Origin of the sequence: Streptacidiphilus melanogenes, assembly GCF_000787835.1 — a bacterium.
GTDB lineage: Bacteria > Actinomycetota > Actinomycetes > Streptomycetales > Streptomycetaceae > Streptacidiphilus > Streptacidiphilus melanogenes.
The window spans coordinates 84,946-103,191 of sequence record NZ_BBPP01000009.1; the positions used below are offsets into that span (position 1 = coordinate 84,946).

An 18,246-nucleotide genomic window follows, 5' to 3' on the forward strand; every position below is an offset into this window, starting at 1 on the left:
GCTACGCCCCGGGCGACTGCCTGGTGCTCGACACCGACGGCTTGGCCCCCGCCGAGAACGCCGTGCAACCGACCGCAGCGTGTGCGCGGCGAAAGAGTCCCAGGGCCCGCGCCGACACGTCAGGCGACGAGTGCCTGACGCAGTGTCGCCAGGATGTTGGTCAGAAGCCGGGAGACCTGCATCTGGGAGACGCCGATGCGCTGCCCGATCTGTGTCTGGGTCAGTTCCTCGACGAACCGCAGATGCAGGATGGTGCGCTCGCGTTCGGACAGGGCAGCCACGGTGTGCTTCAGCGACAGGATGTTCTCGATCGTCTCCAATGCGGGCTCCACCTTCCCAAGGCGGTCGTGCAGGGAGTGGTCGTCCTCGTCGCTCCCCGGGGTCTCCAGGGTGCCGGCAGTGTAGGCATTGGCCGCGATCTGGGCCTGGACGACGTCGGCGGCCGGGACGCCCATCCGGGCGGCGAGCTCGGGGGTGCTGGGCTCACGTCCGAGCTCGCCGTGCAGGGCCTCACTCGCGCGCGCGAGTTCGATTCGCAGCTCCTGCAGCCGACGCGGCACGTGCACGGACCAGCTGGTGTCACGGAAGTGACGCTTGATCTCACCGCTGACGGTCGGCAAGGCGTAAGTGACGAACTCCAGGCCCCGCTCGGGTTCGAAACGGTTGATGGCCTTGATCAGGCCCACGACGCCGACCTGGACGATGTCGTCCATGGACTCGCTGCGGTGGGTGAACCGCGACGCCGCGTGGCGCACCAGGCCCATGTTCAGCTCGACCAGCGTGTTGCGCACGTAGGAGTACTCCCTCGTACCCTCCTCCAGCCCACGCAGCCGCGCGAACAGAACGTCCGTCATCTCCCGCACCTCGCCGAGACTCATCGTCGAGGGATCACCCGGGAGCAGCGGCTGTGGCAGCGGCTCGGCGGGCAGGCAGGTTTCGAGGCGGTTCCGCTCGACGGTTTCGACAGTCACGGTGCTTCCCCTCCAAGATCCAAACCGCACACGACGAAACCGCGTCTACCCGGACGCCCGCAGGGCATGCACGCGGATTTCCGCCCCGCTCCCGAGCGGGGCCGCTGATTCCGGCACCCGGACCGGACGCCCGTGTGCTTCGCCCTCAGCCGCGCAGCTCTGTGTGGAGGCGGACGGAGGTTCCCTGCTCCGGAGTGGACCGGATCTCGGGAGGTCTCACAGCTGGTGCACGAGCCACAGGCCCCGTCCACCCCGCTGGCTGCTGGTGGGCCTGGAGCGCCCGGCCAGGGGATCCGAGATGTAACCGATGTCGCGGAACTCGCACACCAGCCGGTGGTCCTCGCGCCAGGTGCGGAACACGCCCTGTCCGCCGCCGTGCCGGATGCTGTTGGCGGCCACCTCGGTGGCGGCCATCCAACTGGAGCGCCGGCTGCGGACGTTGGGCTCAGCTCTGCGGCTGCGCGGCCTCTCCGCACAGGCCCGGGACCTGATGTCCCACACCGGCGTCGACCAGATGATCACCGTGCTGCCTGAGCTCACCCTTCCGAGGCCCTCGAGAAGTCCGGGCCGCCCTGCACGCGGCTGCCGAGCAGCCATCGGCAGTGTCATCTGGATCGTCTTCGCAGGCCGGTGGCTCGCCCTGGGCCACCCGCCCACGAGCATCGCCTTGTTCATCACGATCATCGGTGTCCCGCTGGCCATCGCCAATTCCGTGACGGCGGGTCAATCGGCCTCAGCCACGGTTTCGTCCCTTCACCGCGCCGGGTCCTCGACGTGTCCCCCTGGGAGGCGACCTGAGATCCAAGGGAATCTCAGAGTGGGGGACTAGCATACGGAGAGTGACCGAATCAGCTGCTGATGCTCACACCACACACCCGGATGCGGCTGCACTCCTCAGGTCGCGGAACTATCTGGCACTGCTGCTCATGGGCGCCGTCATCGGTGTGCCCGTCGCGGCAGCGGCGTACTTCTTCCTCAAGGCGGTAGGCGAGGTCCAGACGTTCGCCTTCACCACCCTGCCCAAAGACCTCGGCTTCGCCGGCGAACCCGCCTGGTGGCCGCTGCTGCCGCTGGCGCTCAGCGGCTTCGTGGTCGCTCTGAGCATCCGCTATCTGCCGGGAACATCCGGGCACAAGCCGGCCGAGGGCTTCAAGACGGGCAGTCCCGTCGAACCTGCGGACCTCTACGGCATCCTCCTCGCCTCGCTCGCCACCCTCTGTCTCGGCGCGGTGCTGGGACCCGAGGCGCCGTTGATCGCTCTGGGAGGCGGGCTCGGCGTGCTCGCCGTCCACCTGCTCAAACGCGACGCGCCTGCCACGGCGACCGCGGTCATCGGTGCGGCCGGAAGCTTCGCGGCAGTCGCGACACTCCTCGGCTCGCCCATCACCGGGGCATTCCTGATCATGGAGGCCGCGGGGCTCAGCGGTCCTCTGCTCGGCGTCATCATGGTGCCGGGCCTGCTCGCCTCGGGAATCGGTGCACTGATCTTCGTCGGCCTCGACAGATGGACCGGCTACGGCACCTTCAGCCTGGCGATCCCGCACATCCCCGCCTTCACCACGCCCGACGCCGCCGAGTTCCTGTGGGCCGTCGTCATCGGTCTCGCAGCGGCCCTGTTCGGCAGCGGCATCCGCTGGCTGGCCATGTTTCTCCAGCCAAGGGTCGAACCACGCATGCTTTCGCTCACACCGGTTGCCGGCCTGGCCGTGGCCGGGTGCGCCATCGCCTTCGGCGAGGCGACCGGCCGCGGCTCCTCGGAGGTCCTGTTCTCAGGCCAGAGCGCCTTGCCGACCCTGGTGCAGAACGCGGCCGGTTGGACGGCGGGCGCGCTGGTGCTGGTGGTGCTGTTCAAGGGGCTCGCCTACGGCATCTCGCTCAGCTGCTTCCGGGGCGGCCCGGTGTTCCCCAGCCTGTTCATCGGCGCGGCAGGCGGTATCGCCTTCTCCCACCTGCCAGGGCTTCCGATGATCGCCGGCGTCGGCATGGGGGTCGGCGCCATGGCTGTGACCATGCTCAGGCTCCCGTTGACCTCGGTACTGCTGGCCAGTCTGCTTCTGGCAAGCGACGCGCTCGCGCTCATGCCTCTGGTCATCGTGGCGGTCGTGGTCGCCTACGTGACCGCTGCAAGGCTGGCACCGATCGCCACGCCGCAGACGGACACCGGCGGCACCTCCCACCCCGCGACAGCCTGACCTGCGCCGTCCGCCGTGGTCGGCACCGAACCCGGCCCGAGGACCACCACGCACCGGCGGTCCCCGGGTCGGGTCAGCGCTTCGCGCAGCGGTGGGCCGAGGACCACGGCCCGACTGTCAGGCCGAGGGCGGGTCCGCATGAGTCCCGGCTCGGCGCACAGCCCGCCGGGTGGCGGCAGTGCCGCTGGTCAGAGCACGTCGCCATGGCGCGACACCCTCGATCTCGATCTCCAGGGAGAAGCTGAGGAACGTCCGGATCAGTACGATCACACCGAGCACGGCGACGTTCTCCAGAGTGGGCGCGACGGCCACCGTACGGATCAGGTCCGCCGCGACGAGAACCTCCAGCGCCAGCAGCAAGGTGCCCCCGAAACACTCCCGCAGCACCTGGTAGCCCTCACCCGCTCGCCCCGTCCGCCTCCAGGACCGCCAGGCGAGGACCACGGCAAGCACGAAGCCGAACACCAGGATCGCCGCGCCCAGGCCCTCGAAGCCCTGGGCGACGCGGTCCATGACATGAGTGAACGACACCTCAGGCCTCCGAGCCTCGTATCGCACAGCCTGCATCCATCCTCACCCGCCGGTCCCGTGCCCGGCGACTTCACCTGGCGCCCACGCCGAGCTGACCGCCTCCTGCCCGGAGGTGCAGGGTCAACGCGGCACGTCTGCACAGCCCCAAGTGGTCCGGCAGCAGTCACGGGATCACAGCACGACCCGGGCTTCCGCCCACAGGTCCGGCGGAACGGTCCTCAATCGGCCCACCATCTCGGCGAGCGGCACCAGCTGGAAACAGTCGTACCGGTCGGGATTGCGTCGCGTGTGGTCAGCCCTTCAGGAGGCGGCAGCGGCGGCCGTGCACGACCGCCGGCGTCAGCCGCAGGACCCGCTCGTCCGCGCCCGGATGCCAGCGCCCCTCCGACGCAGGCGCGGACAGGCGACCGATCTCCGCCGGATCGCGGATGCGCTCGACGCGGCCGGTGATCGCGACGCTCTCGGTGCACCGGCCCCGCGGGTCGGGTTTGTCGGCCTGGAAGACGACGACGTCGCCGTCGCCCAGGTGGTCCAGGCGTCGGTCCCCGCCGTCGCCGAACACCCAGGCCGTCCAGGTCCAGCAGGCAGGAGACCGGGACGACGACTGGGAGCGCCTGCTCGGTGAAGATCACACGTCCGTACGGGCAGGCCGCCAGCAGGGCCAGGCACTGCGCATGGTCCAGGCGAGAGGTACCGGTCGTGCTCACAAGCTCCAGTCTCACGGTCACCCCCGCGCAACCGCTTGGGCCGGTCGGCCCTGACGCTGAACCAACACAGTCCGTACGGGCTGCACAGGAAGCACAGCCGGTCCGTCAGGCGGCCCGTTCCGGTGACCGGTCGTGCAGCAACGCGCCGACGCCGTCCGTCAGCGGGAGTTCCCCGCGGGGCATGGCGACGAGTTCGCCGCCCGCGCCGACCAGGGCCCGGAGTACGGCGGCGTCGGCGGGCGCCGACCAGCAGGCCGAGGCGTCCAGTGGTCGCAGCTCCTCTCTGTCCACGCCGACCCGGCTGGTGGCGGCACCCACCCACAGCTGTTCCCGGTCCAGTTCGCTCGGGGTGTCGACGAGCAGCACCGCCACCGCGCCCCCGCGCAGCGCCTGCGTCGTCGCCGCGAGGCCCTCCACGGCTCCTCCGCGCCGGGCCCGTTCCTCCAGGAACCTGTCCAGATGCTGACGGTCACGGCTGCTCAGCCGGCCGTCGAGCAGGTGGCCGAGCTCGGTCTCGAACAGCAGTCGGCCGGGCTCGGCCGGCTCCGCCACGACGTCGATGCGCATGACGTCCTCGCGCAGCCGAGGCGGCAGCGTGTCGTACAGCACCGAGCAGGCCCATCGGTCGCCGGACATGACGACGACCTCACTGCCGGCGTGATCCGCCTCCGCCGCCAGAACGGCTGCCAGGGCCTGCGCCTCCTGGCGCCACTCCCCCGCGGACGCCTGCCGCACGTCCGGTTCCGGCGGCGCGGCGCGCGCGAGCGGCCAGCGGCCGGTCTGGGTCTCGGCCACCAGCCGTGACGCGCCGTCCGGTTCGTGGACCCGCCGCACCTGGACCGCCGTGTAGGGGATGTCCGGCGCGTGCTGGAGGGCCAGGGGCATGGCGTCCGGCACGAAGGTGACCGTCCCCCGGTCACGTCCAGGTCGCTCGGCCAGGGGTTCGGCCAGCGCCAGCCTGCCATGCGCCGCGAACAACGCCATGCCACGGCCGGTCAGGGCCGAGTCATCCGGGGGCATTCCGTGCCCGAGCGCTCCGAGGGTGGCCACGTCGGCGCCCTCAGCGGCGAGTTCGTCGCGTAGGTGCGTCCACCCGACTGTCGTGGCCGGACGCCCGTCACCGTCGCCGGGCGCGTCCAAGTAGACGCACGCGAAGGGCCCGGGACGGGCGTAGAGCGGGCGGAGGAAGGAGAGATCCACGGCGCGCCTCCTCGGTTCCGACGCAGGCAGGGCGGCCGCTTCCCACGCTACGCGCCGGTCGCTGCGCCGGAAGGGCCGGTTGGTCCTGGTTCGCCTTCCGGCACAGCAGGTTCCCGCTCCAGCCCCGGCAGAGCCGCGGCAAGCCTCAACCAGTCGCGCAGCGCGGCCGGGTCTGCGTCACCGCAGCGGAGCCCGATGTATCCGTCCGGCCGGACGAGGGTGAGGCCCTCGCCGGGCAGTCCTTCGAGACGGTGCACGGTGACATGCGGTCCGAGAGTCGGCAGGGCCGGGGCCGCTGGCTGCGGGCGCAGAAGCAGGTGGACTCCCGGCGTCGCCAGCTGAGTGTGGAGTCGGCTCACGCGGCCGAACACAGCGACGGAAAGATCCGGAAGCCGGTCGCCGGCACGCCAGCCGGCCGGTCGCGGCGGGGCCTCGACGGAAAGCTCGCTGCCGCGGTAGTGGATCCGCAGCTGCGAGAGGGTGCGGACCCCCTGCGCGACCAGGCGCCGCCGGTGCAGCAGCAGCGGGGCGGCCGGCGCTGCCAGAGGTGCGACGGTGCCGCGCAGCCAGGAAGGCAGCGGGGCGGTGGAGGCTTCGCCCCAGAAGGCGGCGTGGGTCAGCAGCAAGCGGCTGAGGGCGACGGGGCGGCGCTCCCCGCTGTAGCTGTCGAGCAGGGCCCGCAGACCCGCCGGCGGTGTCCCGGAGGCAGCTGCATAAGCGAGCTTCCAGCCCAGGTTGGCCGCGTCCTGGATACCGGCGTTCATGCCCTGACCGGCAGCGGGTGAGTACGTGTGTGCGGCGTCCCCGGCCAGGAACAGCCGTCCGGACCGGAACGTCGGAGCCAGTCGGTGCTGCAGGGGCACGCGCGCCGACCACGCGACCTCACCGATCGGGCCTTCGAATCCGGCATCCCGCAGAAGCCGGTCGAGTTCGCAGCGCTCCACGGGTGGGCCGGGCTGGCCGAACACGGGGGCGGGCCCCTCGGGTGCGCGCCGGGTGGCGAGCATCCGCCATGTGGCCGACTCGCCGAGTGGGAAGAGGAACACCAGGCCCCGCCGTCCGGCCACCACGTGCGTGCCGGTGTCGCGGTCGCCGTCCTCGAACTCCAGGTCCGCCAGGACGACCTCCTCCGGATACGGGCCGCCGCGCCATCCGATCCCGGTGAAGGCGCGGACCGTGCTCGCTGGGCCGTCGCACCCCGCGACGAACCGGCAGCCGACTTGTTCGAGGCCGAGCGGGGTGCGCAGTTCAGCGACGGCGCGGTCTGCGCCGTCGGTGGCGCCGAGCAGCTCGGCACCGCGCTCGATCCGGATCCCGCGTTCTTCCAGTGCCGCGCCGAGCACCGCCTCGACGTCCGCCTGGCGCACCAGCGTCAGATGAGGGAAGGAGGTGTCGGGCAGGGCCAGATCGGCGAGGCGTTCCTCGACGACGTGGTTCCCGAGGTGCAGGGCGGCTGCCGGGGCGGTGTCCGCCCGTGCGAGCAGGGCGTCGGTGACGCCGAACGGGCGCAGCACCTCCAGGGTCCGCGCGTGCGTGATCAGCGCACGGGAGGGGCGGAAGGCCTGCGGCCGCCGCTCGACCACACGCACACGGGCACCGTGGTGGTGAGCCGACAGCGCCAGCGCGAGGCCGGTCGGCCCGGCGCCGACCACCAGCACGTCCAGCGCACCGGCGGTGCGGCTCACGGCGGGCCCACGGGCAGCCACCACGCGTCCTCGCCACCGGGGCGTGTCCGGCCCCGTCGTGGTGAGCGGCTGGTGAGTTCGTCCCGGTGGACTCCGGGCTGGAGCGCGTAGCGGATCGAGCCGCGCGCGCTCACCAGCGCGAGCACCCGCCACAGGCTCCGCGCATAGTGCTCCGCCCGCTCCGCGCCCTCCCACTCGTAGACGCCCCGGTAGCGTCCGTGCTCGTCGGCGGCCAGCCAGAGTTTGGACCGGAATCCCGGGAAGCCCACGAACAGCGGGGTGTTGAGGATGCTCTCCCAGCGGAAGAGGGTGTGGCCGCGCCCGTGGACCCCGCGGAGCCGGAACGCGACGACGAGCGCGCACGCGTCCACGGCCGTGCCATCGCCGAGGCGGGTCTCGCGGTACACCCGCGCGGAGGAGCCGTCGGCGAACAGCATCCGGCTGCCGACCCGTCCGCGGGTGAGCCGGACCCGTCCGCGGGCGAGCAAACCCGCACTCGCGGCGACGCACCGCGCTACCGCGGGCCACGCTTCCGTGGGTGGCGCGGGTCGCTGGGGCGGCATGGCGCTCTGCCGGCCTTCGGATCCGCGGAGTGTGCGCGTGATCCGAGTGCTGAGGTCTCGCGCGTGGATGGCTGCCATGGTCTCACTCCGGTTTCCATGCCCTGTCGCCGGGGATGTTGCGTTCCTGCCGCGCCGGCTCACACGGCCTGGCCGAGCGGCCCTTCGTCGAACGGCTCATCGGTGAGCGCGCTCCAGGAGACCGGACCGAGCAGGTCCGCATAGCGCTGGAACACGTCGAGGAAAAGGTCGTCCACGGCCAGCAGCCCGACCACGCGCCCCTGGACGACGGCCGGGAGCCGTCGGCGTCCGCTGCGCCGGAAGGCGCGGTAGGCGTCGGCGAGGTCCGCGTCCGCGTCCAGAGTGACAACGGGCTCGGACATGACCGTGGTCACCGGCGCCTCCAGGTCCCCGCCGAGCGCGACCGCCCGCACCGTGGTGTCGCGGTCCGTGACAACGCCGAGGGGCGCTCCGTCCCTCGTCACCAGGACGCAACCCACGTCGTGCGCACGCATGGACTCGGCGGCCCGTCGGATCGAGTCGCCGGGGCCGACGGTGACCGTCGGAGAGTTCATCACGTCGCGGACGCGCATGACCGGTTCACCCCACTACGTGGCTGGCGCGGAGGTCGTCGTCGACGAAGCCCAGCTGCGAGTCCAGGCCGACCACGCCGTCCGTGCTCCGGCACAGACGCTCGACCACGGGCACCAGGCTGCGACGCGGCACCCGGCCGACGAGGGTCACCACACCGTCGACGACGTGGACCTGTACGGCGCCGGGGTCCAGCGTCAGTGTCTCGCGCAGCACGTCGTACTCGATCTCCTCGCGGATGGCGCGGTCGGTGCGGACGAAGACGCGCAGCAGGTCGCGGCGGCTGACCATGCCGATCACGCGGTCCGTACCGTCCACGACCGGCAGCCGCTTGACGCTGTGCTGCTTCATGGCACGGGCGGCCTCCACCACGCTCCAGCCGGAGTGAGCGGTGAACACGGGCGCGGTCATCACGTCCTTGGCGGTCGCCGCCGCCACGCCTGGCTCGAACTCGGAGGCGGAGCGCAGCGCCGGTCCGCGGCCCTCGGGCTCGGTCTGCGCCGCCTGCTTGCGCAGCAGGTCCGCCTCGGAGACCAGGCCGACCAGTCGCCCGGAGCCGTCGAGCACCGGCACGGCGCTGATCTCCTGCTCGGTGAGGATCTCGGCGATCTCCTTGAACGGCGTGTCCGCCTGGACGCTGGTCACTTCGCGCGTCATCAGGTCGTCGACGATGCGGTGTCTCATCTCGATCTCCCTTCCCGGACAGGAGCCTCCTGGCTTCGGGACGCGCGGCCCCGAACCAGGAAGCCGTCCACCCTGTTCCAGCGTCGGCCCTGCGGCCCATGCGCCGCAGCGGCCGGGCGGGCCACGGCGATAGGCCGATGGTCCCCCGACGTGCTCGCCGGCCCCTACGGAGCACGGCCTGGTCATGCCTGCCCTGCCGCCCCGGTCGGTGGGTCGTATGCTGCGGCCGTGCTGACATTGGACGAGCTCGAGACCGCATTCCGTTCGGCTGAAGCCGACCTCGAGGGCCACCTCGAACGGGTCGCCGCGAAGTACCAGGCAATGATCCCCGACTCACCGGAGTGGCCCGGGCCGGGGCCCGATCCGGAGGCCGAGCAAGCACGAACGCGCGCGGTTTCGGATACGGAGCGGGCCAAGACGGCTCGACTCCGGCAGGCCGCGATGGAGGCCTCGCTCCTGCTGACCAGGGCGCGCGTCGCGTCGAGGCTGCAGGGCGGCCGAGCCGACCAGTGACCGTCGGCATCGCGGACACCCGGTGCGGACGGACCATGGGACCTGAGGTCGCAGGTCCCGACCGGCACGCCTCGCGTCATCGGACGCGCCGCAGCCACCGAGGAGCAACACGATGCAGCACCACGGCGTGTCCGCCGTGCACTCCGGCCTCACGTTCGCCTTCGACGAGACCCGCGCGCTCGAACCCCGGGCGGCCCGTGCGGTGGAAGCCGCCGCGGCGCTTCCACGGTTGAACCGCGACCTGCACACAACAGCACGGAGGCAGACAGCCACGGCGGGGGCGCTTCTCACGCGCCAGGGACAGCGTCGGCTCAGGGCTGCGCCTCGTCGCACGCCATGGGACGCCTCCGCGTCCCGACGTGCAGGTGATCACGCGGGTCGCCTTCGGTGCCCCGGAGCAGGTGCTGCTCGACGCGGCCGAGGACGCCGCAGTGATCGTCCTCGGTCGCCACCGTCGCCACCACCGCACCGGGCTCCTGCTCGGAACCGTGCCCCAACGCGTTCTGCACCGGGCCGGGGCGCCGGTCGCCGTGGTACCGAACTTGAGCTGCACGCCGGGTTTCACGCGGCTGCACGCCGGGCTTCACGCGCGGCCGAGGTCGCGCCCGAGCTGGATGCCGAGCACCCGGTCCAGCCACACGGACGCCTCGAACCTGGCCCCGTCCGGCAAACCCGGATCGTCCGCCACCTCACCCAGCAGCCCCAGAAGACCGGGGGTGTCCAGGTCCGCGTCGAGCAGCCCGCGGGCGCGGTCCCGGACCGTGGGCGGCACAGGCGCGGACGGGGCCTGCGACCAGTACGCCACATAGGCGCGCCAGCCTGCCAGAGCACTCGCGGCGTCGGTCAGGACGGCCGCGCTGACGGCCAGCGGATCCCGATAGGGCGTGGCGAGCAACGCACACCGTCGCGCCGAGGCGTCATGATCTGTCGGATCAGCGGGCAGTGGCGGTACCGGCGCGGGGGCGCTCGTCGGCCCGACGCGCAGGACGACGCTCGACCCGCGAGGGGTGCTGGACCCGCCGGTCAGCACGTGGACGTCGGCGTGCGGGTCGCTGTCGGCCTCGGGCACGCGGAGGTCGTAGCAGTCCAGGAGCCGGTCCAGCCGCCTCGCCTCCAGGGGCGGCAGCTCCGGCGCCTCGATCGCCGGGAAGACCTGCACACCTTCCATTTCCAGGGCGCGCAGCAGCACGTCGGCGACGACCAGGGCCCGCACCTCGTCCCACCCCGCCACCAGGCCCGAGCACTCCAGGTGCACGCGAAGCCGTAGCGCGCGCCGCCCCGGCGGCGGCAGCGCGACGGAGTTCCCCCGGACCGCGTCGAAGACGTGCACCACACGCTGACGCTATCCCGGTTCACCCGTGGCCGCAGCGGAGGCGCCGTGCGAGCCGACCGACCCCGCTCTGCCCACCTCCGGCGGCGCGGCGCACGGCATCGCGCGGCGCCTGCGTGGCCACGGCTACGACGTGGCGCTACACGCCGACTTCGGCCGCAGACCTGCTGCGCCGGAACCTCCTGGTCTACGGGCTGGGTGGACTGGTCCCCTGCCGTTCATCGGGATCAGGCTGATCGACCTGACGGTGGTCCAGTTCATCCCCGGGCTCGGCTGACTGGCCCCGCGGATCCAGTGGGCCGCCCGCTCAGTCGGAGGATCCTGACAGCTCGATCTCCGAGCGGGCACGCGCGGCCCGGTCCGCGTTCCGGGCACGCTCCGGTTCCCACAGCCGGAGCGTGCGCGCGCCCTCGCGCAGCAGCACCAGAGCGATCAGCATCGCGGCCGCCGGGTCCGTCCACCACCAGCCGAACCGTTCGTCGGCGGCGAGGCCCGCGAGCGCTGCCAAGGCGAGCGCGCCGCCGACGAGGCTGAGGATCCCGTCGCCGCGCAGGGCCTGGTGGTCGAGGAGCCTGCCCAGGCGCAGCTTGACCACGCCGAGGGGCGGCAGCACAACCAGGGATCCGGCCAGGAGAACGAGCGAGGGACGGCTGTGTGCCAGGTGTGCCCCCGTCGCCAGCAGCTCGGCCGCCTGCGCCAGCACGTAGGCCGCCGCAGCGAGCATCGCACCCGCGACCGCCCGCGTCGCGACGCGCTCGTACCGGTGCCGGTCGGGCGACCTGCCGACGCGGTCGCGACCGGCTCTGAACAGCCACACCAGGACCGCCGAGGCGGACCCGTCGATCACCGAGCTGAGGCCGAAGGCGAGCAGGGACAACGAGCCCGCGACCGCGCCGACGGCCAGCGACGTCAGGCCCGCGAACGCCGCCCACGCGACGGACACGGTGCACGCGACCACGGCGACCTCGACCCGACGGGCGCGCAACTGCGGCGGGTCGCCGACGTGTCCCGTCCGCCGCATGGCGTGGATCAGCCGACTCACCATGTCTGTTCCTCGACGCCGGACACGTCTCCCCGATCTCGGGCATCCTCGACCTGCTTCAAGACTCCCTGCCGCCGCAGCGGCGCGGGCGGCACCGCGTGTGTCTTGACGCAACCCGCACACCCGAGCCCCGAATCCTGACGCCATCGGCCCGAGTGGCCGCAGATGTCGGATCGGGCCGTCGCGGGCGCGAACAGCCACTCTCCCTGCCGATCGATCCGGCTTGTGTGGACGCCGAAACGGCAGAGGACGCGGAGGGGAACCTGCACGCTCACTGCCTGGTTGCCACGCGGTTTCTGATGTGACGCCGGCTCGCTCGTGGTGGCGCCCGTCACAGCGGTCACAAGGGTACGTCAAGAGGCGCCGCCTCGACGTACGGGCGGCGTCAACGTGGCAAGGGACCCTTCCGTTCGTGAGTTGGAATGGCCTGCGGCGGCTCGCGTGTGCCGCCATCCCCGTCGTCACACGAGAAGAGAGTTCGCCATGTCCCACTCGGGGCGCGTCGTCGTCGGAGTCAGCGGAACGCCGACCAGCCTGCAGGCGCTGCGCGCGGCTGTCGTGGAGGCCCGCAGGTCACGGTCGCAGCTGGTCGCCGTCCTGGCCTGGACGCCGCCGGGCGGCGAGATCTCCTACCGGCGTGCGCCCTGCCCGCCGCTGCTGCGGGTCTGGGAGGACGAGGCGGCGCGGCGGCTACGCAACAGCTTTGACGAGGCGTTCGGCGGGCTGCCGGAGGATCTGCCGGTGGAGCTCGTCACGGTACGTGGCGAGGCCGGGGTCTCTCTGGTCTACGTGGCCGACCGATCCGAGGACCTGCTGGTCGTCGGTGCGGGACCCCACGACGCTTGGGCCCGGCTGTTCCACGGATCGACGACGCGGCACTGCGTCGGCCATGCCAACTGCCGGGTGCTGGCCGTCCCGGCGCCCGAACTGCTCGCCGAACTCCCGAGAAGCCTGCGCCACCGCGTACCCGTAGCACCGCGCGAGCTCACCACCGCCGTCCTGCCGGCGGCACCGGATCCTGCCCACCCTGAGCCTCGGCCCTGATCGGACGACGGCGAGGGCTCAGCGTCCGTCCTGACAACAAGGATTCGTCAAGATCGCCAGCCTCCCCGTACAGGGCCCGTCAATGGCCGGAGGAGCCGCCGGTCGCCGCGGTGGAATGATCTCGGACGGCGGTCCAACCACGACCGCCTCGGACCCGGGGGAAGCAATGGCCGGCCTGCTGATCGAAGAGAACTTCCAGCACCTCGACGGCGTGGAGGTCGAGGAGTTGATCGAGGCGTTCGAAGACCTCGGCCTGAGCGCCGAGCCGACGGGGCCGCGCGGCACGCAGCCGCGCCACGGCTGGGTGCTGCAACTGCACCTGCTGAGAGAGGACGCCACACTGCTGACCCAGGAGTTCCTCTCCGGACCGCTGGCGGACGCGGTGCGCGGCGTGCTGCTGCGTCAGCATGCCGTCGGGGTCGGGGGCACGAGCGTGCGCGAGCGCACGCTGCCCCTCCGGGTCGAGATCCGCGGGCGGGACGGCCGAGCCCTCGCGACGGTACCGCTCGGCGGCGGCCGCTGAACCTGCGTTTCCCGCGGCTTCGCAATCGCCGTTGCGAAGACCGCGTCAAGATATCCGGGCCCGGCGTCATGCCCGCGTGAGGATGGCGCTCCCGGCCGACCCACCTGGTGTTGAATCGACCGGATGGCGGGGCACGGCGCGTCTTCCCGGAGAGACCGCGACGCGCCCGCCCACCAGACCTGCGGGCCGGGCTCCGACGGCCGTACTGGCTCGCAGAAACGGGGCGGTGGGAAGGATCGTGCTCCTTCCTGCCGCCCCGTGAGTATCGGGAGGGTCCACTCCCCCGGACCGCCGCGAGAGCCGAAGCGGCGTCAAGAGCGGTGGGACAGGCGTATGGGCGGTGTCAGAACCACCCTGACGCCGGAGGGCGTGGTCTGGCCCTGACGAGGCTCGAGTTCGACCTGCTCGCCCGCCTTGTGGCGGAGCCGTTGCGGGTGTTCACACGCGAGCAGTTGCTCGAGTGCGTGTGGGGCGTCGCCCCCGTCGGAGGCGAGCGGACCGTCGACGTCCACGTGCTGCGGCTGCGGAGGAAACTCGGGCCTGACTTCCGGCAGATGATCGCGACGGTGCGCGGAGTCGGCTACAAGTACGACCCGGGCCCCTGACCTGCGGCGGTCGCTACCTCTCGTCCGTGACGGGCTTCCCGTTGATGGACTCCTGGTAGACGTCTGCGTAGGTGCGCGAGTCCTTGACCAGGTCGTCGCAGAAGGCGGCGACGTCACTGCCGATGAGCGCCAGGACTCCCGTTCCGGCCGCGACACCCTCCTCGAAGAAGTCGACGATCCCGGGGAGCAGGGGCCCGTCAGGCAGGTCGACCGGTCCGACCTTGAACAGGTACCGCTGCATCTCCTTGTAGACGATCTGGTAGTCCGGCGGAAGCGCCTTGACCCGAGCCATGTGCGCCCGCCACTGCTTCTTGCCCTCGATGATGTCGGCGATGCCCACGTCAGCCTCCCAGCCGGCCCAGTTTCCTTGCGACGTTCCTGTTCAACTGCTCGCGCCAGCGGTCGCGATACGTCCGCGCGCCCTCTCCGCCGACCAGCGCCGTGCAGAAGCTCGGAATGTCGTCGCCGAGCACCTCGCTGACGCTCTGCCCGTCCGCCGACGCTTCTTCGAGCAGTCCCAGGGCGGCGTCGAGGAGGGGCATCAGGTTGCGGCCAGTGAAGTCCCCGTAAGGGAAGAGGTGGCCCTTGATCTGCTCCCACGCCCCTCGGTACTCCGGCGGCAGTGCCTCCGCCCGGGCTTCGAACGCCTTCCACTCCCTGGTGAGATCGCTGCCGGTGATGGTCTCCCAGAAGCTCATCGCCCGCCCTCCTTGAGCCTGTCGATGCGTGATGAGAGGTACTCCCATTTCGCCCAGAACGTCGCGAGTTCCGCGCGGCCGGCGTCGTTGAGCGTGTAGAACTTGCGCGGCGGCCCCAACTCGGACGGTCGTTTCGTGACCTGGACGAGTGCCTTCCGCTCCAGTCGCAGCAGGATGGTGTACACCGTCCCCTCGACGACGTCGGCGAAGCCGAGGTCGTTCAGCCGCCGCGTGATGGCGTACCCGTAGGTCTCTTCGCCGCCGATGATTTCGAGCACGCAGCCCTCGAGTGTGCCCTTGAGCATCTCCGTCAGGTCGTCCATGCCGGCCCCTGTCCGATCCCTTCCAGTACTGCGTAGCACTGAGTACCACTATACGGTACCACCGAGTAGATGGCTCTGCCCAACGCACGGCGAGCACAAAGGAGGGCCGCGCGTCCCGTCCCGGCGTCGCGACCCTCCTCCGTCCTGCAGCTCGGGGCCTCAGAGCTCGTAGCGGTAGCCCATGCCGGGCTCGGTGAGGAGATGGCGTGGGTGCGCCGGATCGCGCTCCAACTTGCGGCGCAGCCCGGCGAAGTAAACGCGGAGGTAGTTGGTCTTCTGCTCGTGACCCGGTCCCCAGACCTGCTGCAGGATCTGATGCCCGGTCACCAGCCTGCCCGGGTGTGCCAGCAGCACCGAGAGGATCCGCCACTCGGTCGGCGTCAGGCGCACCGCGGGACCGGCTCCGTCGGTCCGCCGCACGATGGCGCTCCCCAGGTCGACGGTGTAGTCGCCGATGACCGCCGTGGGCGCCTCCGGTTCCGCACGCGTCGGGCGGCGCAGCGCGGCACGCAGGCGGGCGAGGAGCTCGTTCATGGCAAAGGGCTTGGTGACGTAGTCGTCCGCCCCGGCGTCGAGCGCCCCCACCTTGTCCGCGAACTCCCCACGGCCCGAGAGGACGATCACCGGCACAGCATCGACGAGGGCGACCTCGGGGTGCCTCGCGAGCACCGCCCGTGTCGAGTTCCGTGAACGCGCGCCCCGGTAGTCCCGTTCCAGTCGAGGAACCGTCTCCAGCCCCTGCAACTGAGCCTCGGTCTGGCGGCGTCCATGGCACTCGGCGAGGGCCACGACGACGTCCTGCCCCCGCTCGGCCCCCCGGTGGGCCTCGTCCAGCATCTTGTAGGTCTTGCCGACGCCGGGGGCCGATCCCAGGAAAACCTTGAGCTTCCCCGGAGGTGACGGGCCATTACCACGCGTTGACACGCGCACTCCCTTGCCGATGGGCGGATGCTTCGGTGCGGCCCGCGACGCTCATGGGCGTTGCGGGCCGCACCGGACCAGGAATCAGCTGAGTTTGGTCAGCGCGAGGTTGAGCTCCAGGACGTTCACCCGGGGTTCGCCGAGGAAGCCGAGGTTGCGGTCCTGGGTGTACTGCTTAACGAGTGCCTGGACCTTGTCGACACTCAGGCCGCGGGCCTGGGCGACCCGGTTGACCTGGATGGCGGCGTAGGCGGGGCTGATGTCCGGGTCGAGGCCGGAGCCGGAGGAGGTGATCGCGTCGGCGGGCACCCGGCTCTCGGGGACGCCGTCGAACTTGGCGATGTCTGCCTTGAGCTGGGTGTAGCTGGTCACCAGGGTGGCCGAGTTGGTGCCCTGGTTGGTGCCGGCCGAGGCGGTCGGGTCGTAGCCGAGGGCGCCGGCTGCCGAGGGGCGGGACTGGAAGAGCTTCGGGTCGGGGCTCTGGGACTTGCCGTCCTTGGAGACGATGGTGAAGTTCTGGCCGATCAGGGAGGAGCCGACCACGGTGCCGTGGGCGTCCTTGACCAGCGAGCCGTTGGCCTGCTTGCTGAAGGCGACCTGCGAGACGCCGGTGATCATCAGCGGATAGGCGAGGCCGCAGATCACCGTGAACAGCAGCAGGATCCGCAGACCCGTCAGGTGGTTCCGCACCGGAGTGGGAAGGGGTTTAGCCATTGTGTGTCACACCACTTCTGGTCAGTGCAGGCCGGGGATGTACATGATGAGCAGGTCGATCAGCTTGATCCCGACGAAGGGCAGGATCAGACCGCCGATGCCGTAGATCCCGAGGTTGCGGCGGAGCAGCGACTGCGCGGACGAGGGCCGGTAGCGCACGCCGCGCAGGGCGAGCGGGATCAGGCCGATGATGATCAGCGCGTTGAAGATGATCGCCGAGGTGATCGCCGACTTCGGCGAGTGCAGCCCCATGATGTTCAGGTGCCCCAGGCCCGGGTACACACTGGCGAACATCGCGGGGATGATCGCGAAGTACTTGGCGACGTCGTTGGCGATGGAGAAGGTGGTCAGCGCACCGCGCGTGATGAGCAGCTGCTTGCCGATCTCCACGATCTCGATGAGCTTGGTCGGGTTGGAGTCCAGGTCCACCATGTTCCCGGCCTCCTTGGCGGCCGAGGTACCGGTGTTCATCGCCACGCCGACGTCCGCCTGCGCGAGCGCGGGCGCGTCGTTGGTGCCGTCACCGGTCATGGCGACCAGCCGGCCGCCCTCCTGCTCCTTCTTGATCAGGGCCATCTTGTCCTCGGGAGTGGCCTCCGCGAGGTAGTCGTCGACGCCGGCCTCCTCGGCGATCGCGGCGGCCGTCAGCGGGTTGTCACCCGTGATCATGACCGTCTTGATCCCCATGGCCCGCATCTCTGCGAAGCGCTGCTTGATGCCGGGCTTGACGACGTCCTTGAGGTAGATGACACCGAGGACGCGCGCCGGGGCGCTGCCCTTCCGCTCCGCCACGACGAGCGGGGTGCCGCCGAGGTTGGAGATCCGCTCCACCGCGACGTCCAGCTCGTTGTCCGTCTGTCCACCGTTGTCCTTGACCCAGTTGGCGACGGCCGCGGCCGCACCCTTGCGGATCGAGTGGCCGTCGACGTCGACGCCCGACATGCGGGTCTGGGCGGTGAACTCGATCCAGGTGGCGTCGGCCAGCTCGCCCTGGTGGCGCTCGCGCAGGCCGTACTTCTCCTTCGCGAGGACCACGATGGAGCGACCCTCGGGCGTCTCGTCCGCGAGCGAGGACAGCTGCGCGGCACTCGCGAGCCCGGCCTCGTCCGCCTCGCCGACGGTGACGAACTCGGCTGCCTGGCGGTTGCCGAAGGTGATGGTGCCGGTCTTGTCGAGCAGCAGCGTCGACACGTCGCCCGCGGCCTCGACGGCGCGGCCGGACATGGCCAGCACGTTGCGCTGCACCAGCCGGTCCATGCCCGCGATGCCGATCGCCGACAGCAGAGCGCCGATCGTCGTCGGGATCAGTGCCACCAGAAGGGACACCAGGACGATGATCGTCTGCTCGGCCCCGGCGTACTTCGCCATCGGCTGCAGGGTCACGACCGCGAGCAGGAAGACGATGGTGAGCG

General features: G+C 71.2%; 22 protein-coding genes and 2 pseudogenes. 7 read left to right on the plus strand and 17 right to left on the minus strand.

Annotation, left to right across the window (positions count from 1 at the left end; genetic code table 11):
• Positions 1–119: 119 nt before the first annotated feature.
• Together TR49_RS12700 and TR49_RS41410 are read right to left on the minus strand one after the other, a co-directional pair.
• Positions 120–971: a SigB/SigF/SigG family RNA polymerase sigma factor gene (locus TR49_RS12700; protein ID WP_052434244.1), complete on the minus strand. Its 852-nt coding sequence runs from the start codon at positions 969–971 to the stop codon at positions 120–122.
• Between the two features lie 145 nt (positions 972–1,116).
• A pseudogene (locus TR49_RS41410) lies at positions 1,117–1,388 on the minus strand (ATP-binding protein); the annotation flags it as partial.
• 97 nt (positions 1,389–1,485) lie between these two features.
• Here TR49_RS41410 and TR49_RS47020 point away from each other — a divergent pair.
• Positions 1,486–1,800 (plus strand): YccF domain-containing protein, encoded by a 315-nt coding sequence (locus TR49_RS47020; protein ID WP_439654098.1) that lies wholly within the window; start codon positions 1,486–1,488, stop codon positions 1,798–1,800.
• A 97-nt stretch (positions 1,801–1,897) separates the two neighbouring features.
• Positions 1,898–3,163: a chloride channel protein gene (locus TR49_RS12710; protein ID WP_084724838.1), complete on the plus strand. Its 1,266-nt coding sequence runs from the start codon at positions 1,898–1,900 to the stop codon at positions 3,161–3,163.
• 117 nt (positions 3,164–3,280) lie between these two features.
• Here TR49_RS12710 and TR49_RS12715 read toward each other — a convergent pair whose 3' ends face one another.
• The 7 genes from TR49_RS12715 to TR49_RS12745 all read right to left on the minus strand — a co-directional run bounded on the left by TR49_RS12715 (position 3,281) and on the right by TR49_RS12745 (position 9,121).
• Positions 3,281–3,694: a DUF1622 domain-containing protein gene (locus TR49_RS12715; RefSeq protein ID WP_084724869.1), complete on the minus strand. Its 414-nt coding sequence runs from the start codon at positions 3,692–3,694 to the stop codon at positions 3,281–3,283.
• A gap of 292 nt (positions 3,695–3,986) precedes the next feature.
• Positions 3,987–4,256 carry a hypothetical protein gene (locus TR49_RS12720; RefSeq protein ID WP_084724839.1) on the minus strand — a complete coding sequence of 90 codons (270 nt, stop codon included), beginning with the start codon at positions 4,254–4,256 and terminating at the stop codon, positions 3,987–3,989.
• A 250-nt stretch (positions 4,257–4,506) separates the two neighbouring features.
• Positions 4,507–5,601: a baeRF2 domain-containing protein gene (locus TR49_RS12725; protein ID WP_042381043.1), complete on the minus strand. Its 1,095-nt coding sequence runs from the start codon at positions 5,599–5,601 to the stop codon at positions 4,507–4,509.
• 47 nt (positions 5,602–5,648) lie between these two features.
• Complete coding sequence (locus TR49_RS12730) at positions 5,649–7,286, minus strand: FAD-dependent monooxygenase (protein WP_236653340.1); 1,638 nt, start codon at positions 7,284–7,286, stop codon at positions 5,649–5,651.
• Positions 7,283–7,774 carry a hypothetical protein gene (locus TR49_RS12735; RefSeq protein ID WP_152627224.1) on the minus strand — a complete coding sequence of 164 codons (492 nt, stop codon included), beginning with the start codon at positions 7,772–7,774 and terminating at the stop codon, positions 7,283–7,285. The genes TR49_RS12730 and TR49_RS12735 overlap by 4 nt, the downstream gene beginning before the upstream one ends.
• Positions 7,775–7,986: 212 nt before the next feature.
• Complete coding sequence (locus TR49_RS12740) at positions 7,987–8,439, minus strand: CBS domain-containing protein (protein ID WP_042381044.1); 453 nt, start codon at positions 8,437–8,439, stop codon at positions 7,987–7,989.
• Between the two features lie 7 nt (positions 8,440–8,446).
• On the minus strand, positions 8,447–9,121 hold the full coding sequence (locus tag TR49_RS12745; RefSeq protein WP_042381046.1) for a CBS domain-containing protein: 675 nt from the start codon (positions 9,119–9,121) through the stop codon (positions 8,447–8,449).
• A 228-nt stretch (positions 9,122–9,349) separates the two neighbouring features.
• Here TR49_RS12745 and TR49_RS12750 point away from each other — a divergent pair, with 228 nt between their 5' ends.
• Both TR49_RS12750 and TR49_RS46665 read left to right on the plus strand, forming a co-directional pair.
• Complete coding sequence (locus TR49_RS12750) at positions 9,350–9,634, plus strand: hypothetical protein (RefSeq protein WP_042381047.1); 285 nt, start codon at positions 9,350–9,352, stop codon at positions 9,632–9,634.
• 317 nt (positions 9,635–9,951) lie between these two features.
• A pseudogene (locus TR49_RS46665) lies at positions 9,952–10,161 on the plus strand (universal stress protein); the annotation flags it as partial.
• Between the two features lie 56 nt (positions 10,162–10,217).
• Here the strand turns inward: TR49_RS46665 and TR49_RS45485 are convergent.
• On the minus strand, positions 10,218–10,967 hold the full coding sequence (locus TR49_RS45485) for a hypothetical protein (RefSeq protein ID WP_052434245.1): 750 nt from the start codon (positions 10,965–10,967) through the stop codon (positions 10,218–10,220).
• Positions 10,968–11,271: 304 nt separating this feature from the next.
• Positions 11,272–12,009: a cation efflux transmembrane domain-containing protein gene (locus TR49_RS43780; protein WP_052434246.1), complete on the minus strand. Its 738-nt coding sequence runs from the start codon at positions 12,007–12,009 to the stop codon at positions 11,272–11,274.
• Positions 12,010–12,489: 480 nt separating this feature from the next.
• On the opposite strand from TR49_RS43780, the gene TR49_RS12770 reads away from it, so the two are divergent.
• The 3 genes from TR49_RS12770 to TR49_RS45490 all read left to right on the plus strand — a co-directional run bounded on the left by TR49_RS12770 (position 12,490) and on the right by TR49_RS45490 (position 14,178).
• Complete coding sequence (locus TR49_RS12770; protein ID WP_042381050.1) at positions 12,490–13,050, plus strand: universal stress protein; 561 nt, start codon at positions 12,490–12,492, stop codon at positions 13,048–13,050.
• Positions 13,051–13,216: 166 nt separating this feature from the next.
• Complete coding sequence (locus TR49_RS12775; RefSeq protein ID WP_042381051.1) at positions 13,217–13,573, plus strand: hypothetical protein; 357 nt, start codon at positions 13,217–13,219, stop codon at positions 13,571–13,573.
• 416 nt (positions 13,574–13,989) lie between these two features.
• Positions 13,990–14,178: a winged helix-turn-helix domain-containing protein gene (locus TR49_RS45490; RefSeq protein WP_439654100.1), complete on the plus strand. Its 189-nt coding sequence runs from the start codon at positions 13,990–13,992 to the stop codon at positions 14,176–14,178.
• Between the two features lie 13 nt (positions 14,179–14,191).
• On the opposite strand, the gene TR49_RS12785 is transcribed toward TR49_RS45490, so the two are convergent.
• The 6 genes from TR49_RS12785 to kdpB all read right to left on the minus strand — a co-directional run.
• Positions 14,192–14,518 carry a DUF1048 domain-containing protein gene (locus tag TR49_RS12785; protein ID WP_042381052.1) on the minus strand — a complete coding sequence of 109 codons (327 nt, stop codon included), beginning with the start codon at positions 14,516–14,518 and terminating at the stop codon, positions 14,192–14,194.
• Between the two features lies 1 nt (position 14,519).
• On the minus strand, positions 14,520–14,876 hold the full coding sequence (locus TR49_RS12790; RefSeq protein WP_042381053.1) for a DUF1048 domain-containing protein: 357 nt from the start codon (positions 14,874–14,876) through the stop codon (positions 14,520–14,522).
• Positions 14,873–15,199: a PadR family transcriptional regulator gene (locus TR49_RS12795; protein ID WP_042381056.1), complete on the minus strand. Its 327-nt coding sequence runs from the start codon at positions 15,197–15,199 to the stop codon at positions 14,873–14,875. The genes TR49_RS12790 and TR49_RS12795 overlap by 4 nt, the downstream gene beginning before the upstream one ends.
• A 159-nt stretch (positions 15,200–15,358) precedes the next feature.
• Positions 15,359–16,123, minus strand: coding sequence for a winged helix-turn-helix domain-containing protein (locus tag TR49_RS44485; RefSeq protein WP_152627225.1), 765 nt, complete (start codon positions 16,121–16,123; stop codon positions 15,359–15,361).
• A gap of 81 nt (positions 16,124–16,204) precedes the next feature.
• The gene (gene kdpC, locus TR49_RS12805) at positions 16,205–16,834 is read right to left on the minus strand and encodes a potassium-transporting ATPase subunit KdpC (RefSeq protein ID WP_042381058.1); all 630 of its coding nucleotides are present in this window, start codon (positions 16,832–16,834) and stop codon (positions 16,205–16,207) included.
• A gap of 21 nt (positions 16,835–16,855) precedes the next feature.
• Positions 16,856–18,246 (minus strand): potassium-transporting ATPase subunit KdpB (gene kdpB, locus TR49_RS12810; protein ID WP_042381059.1); only part of this gene is annotated, 1,391 nt, incomplete at its 5' end.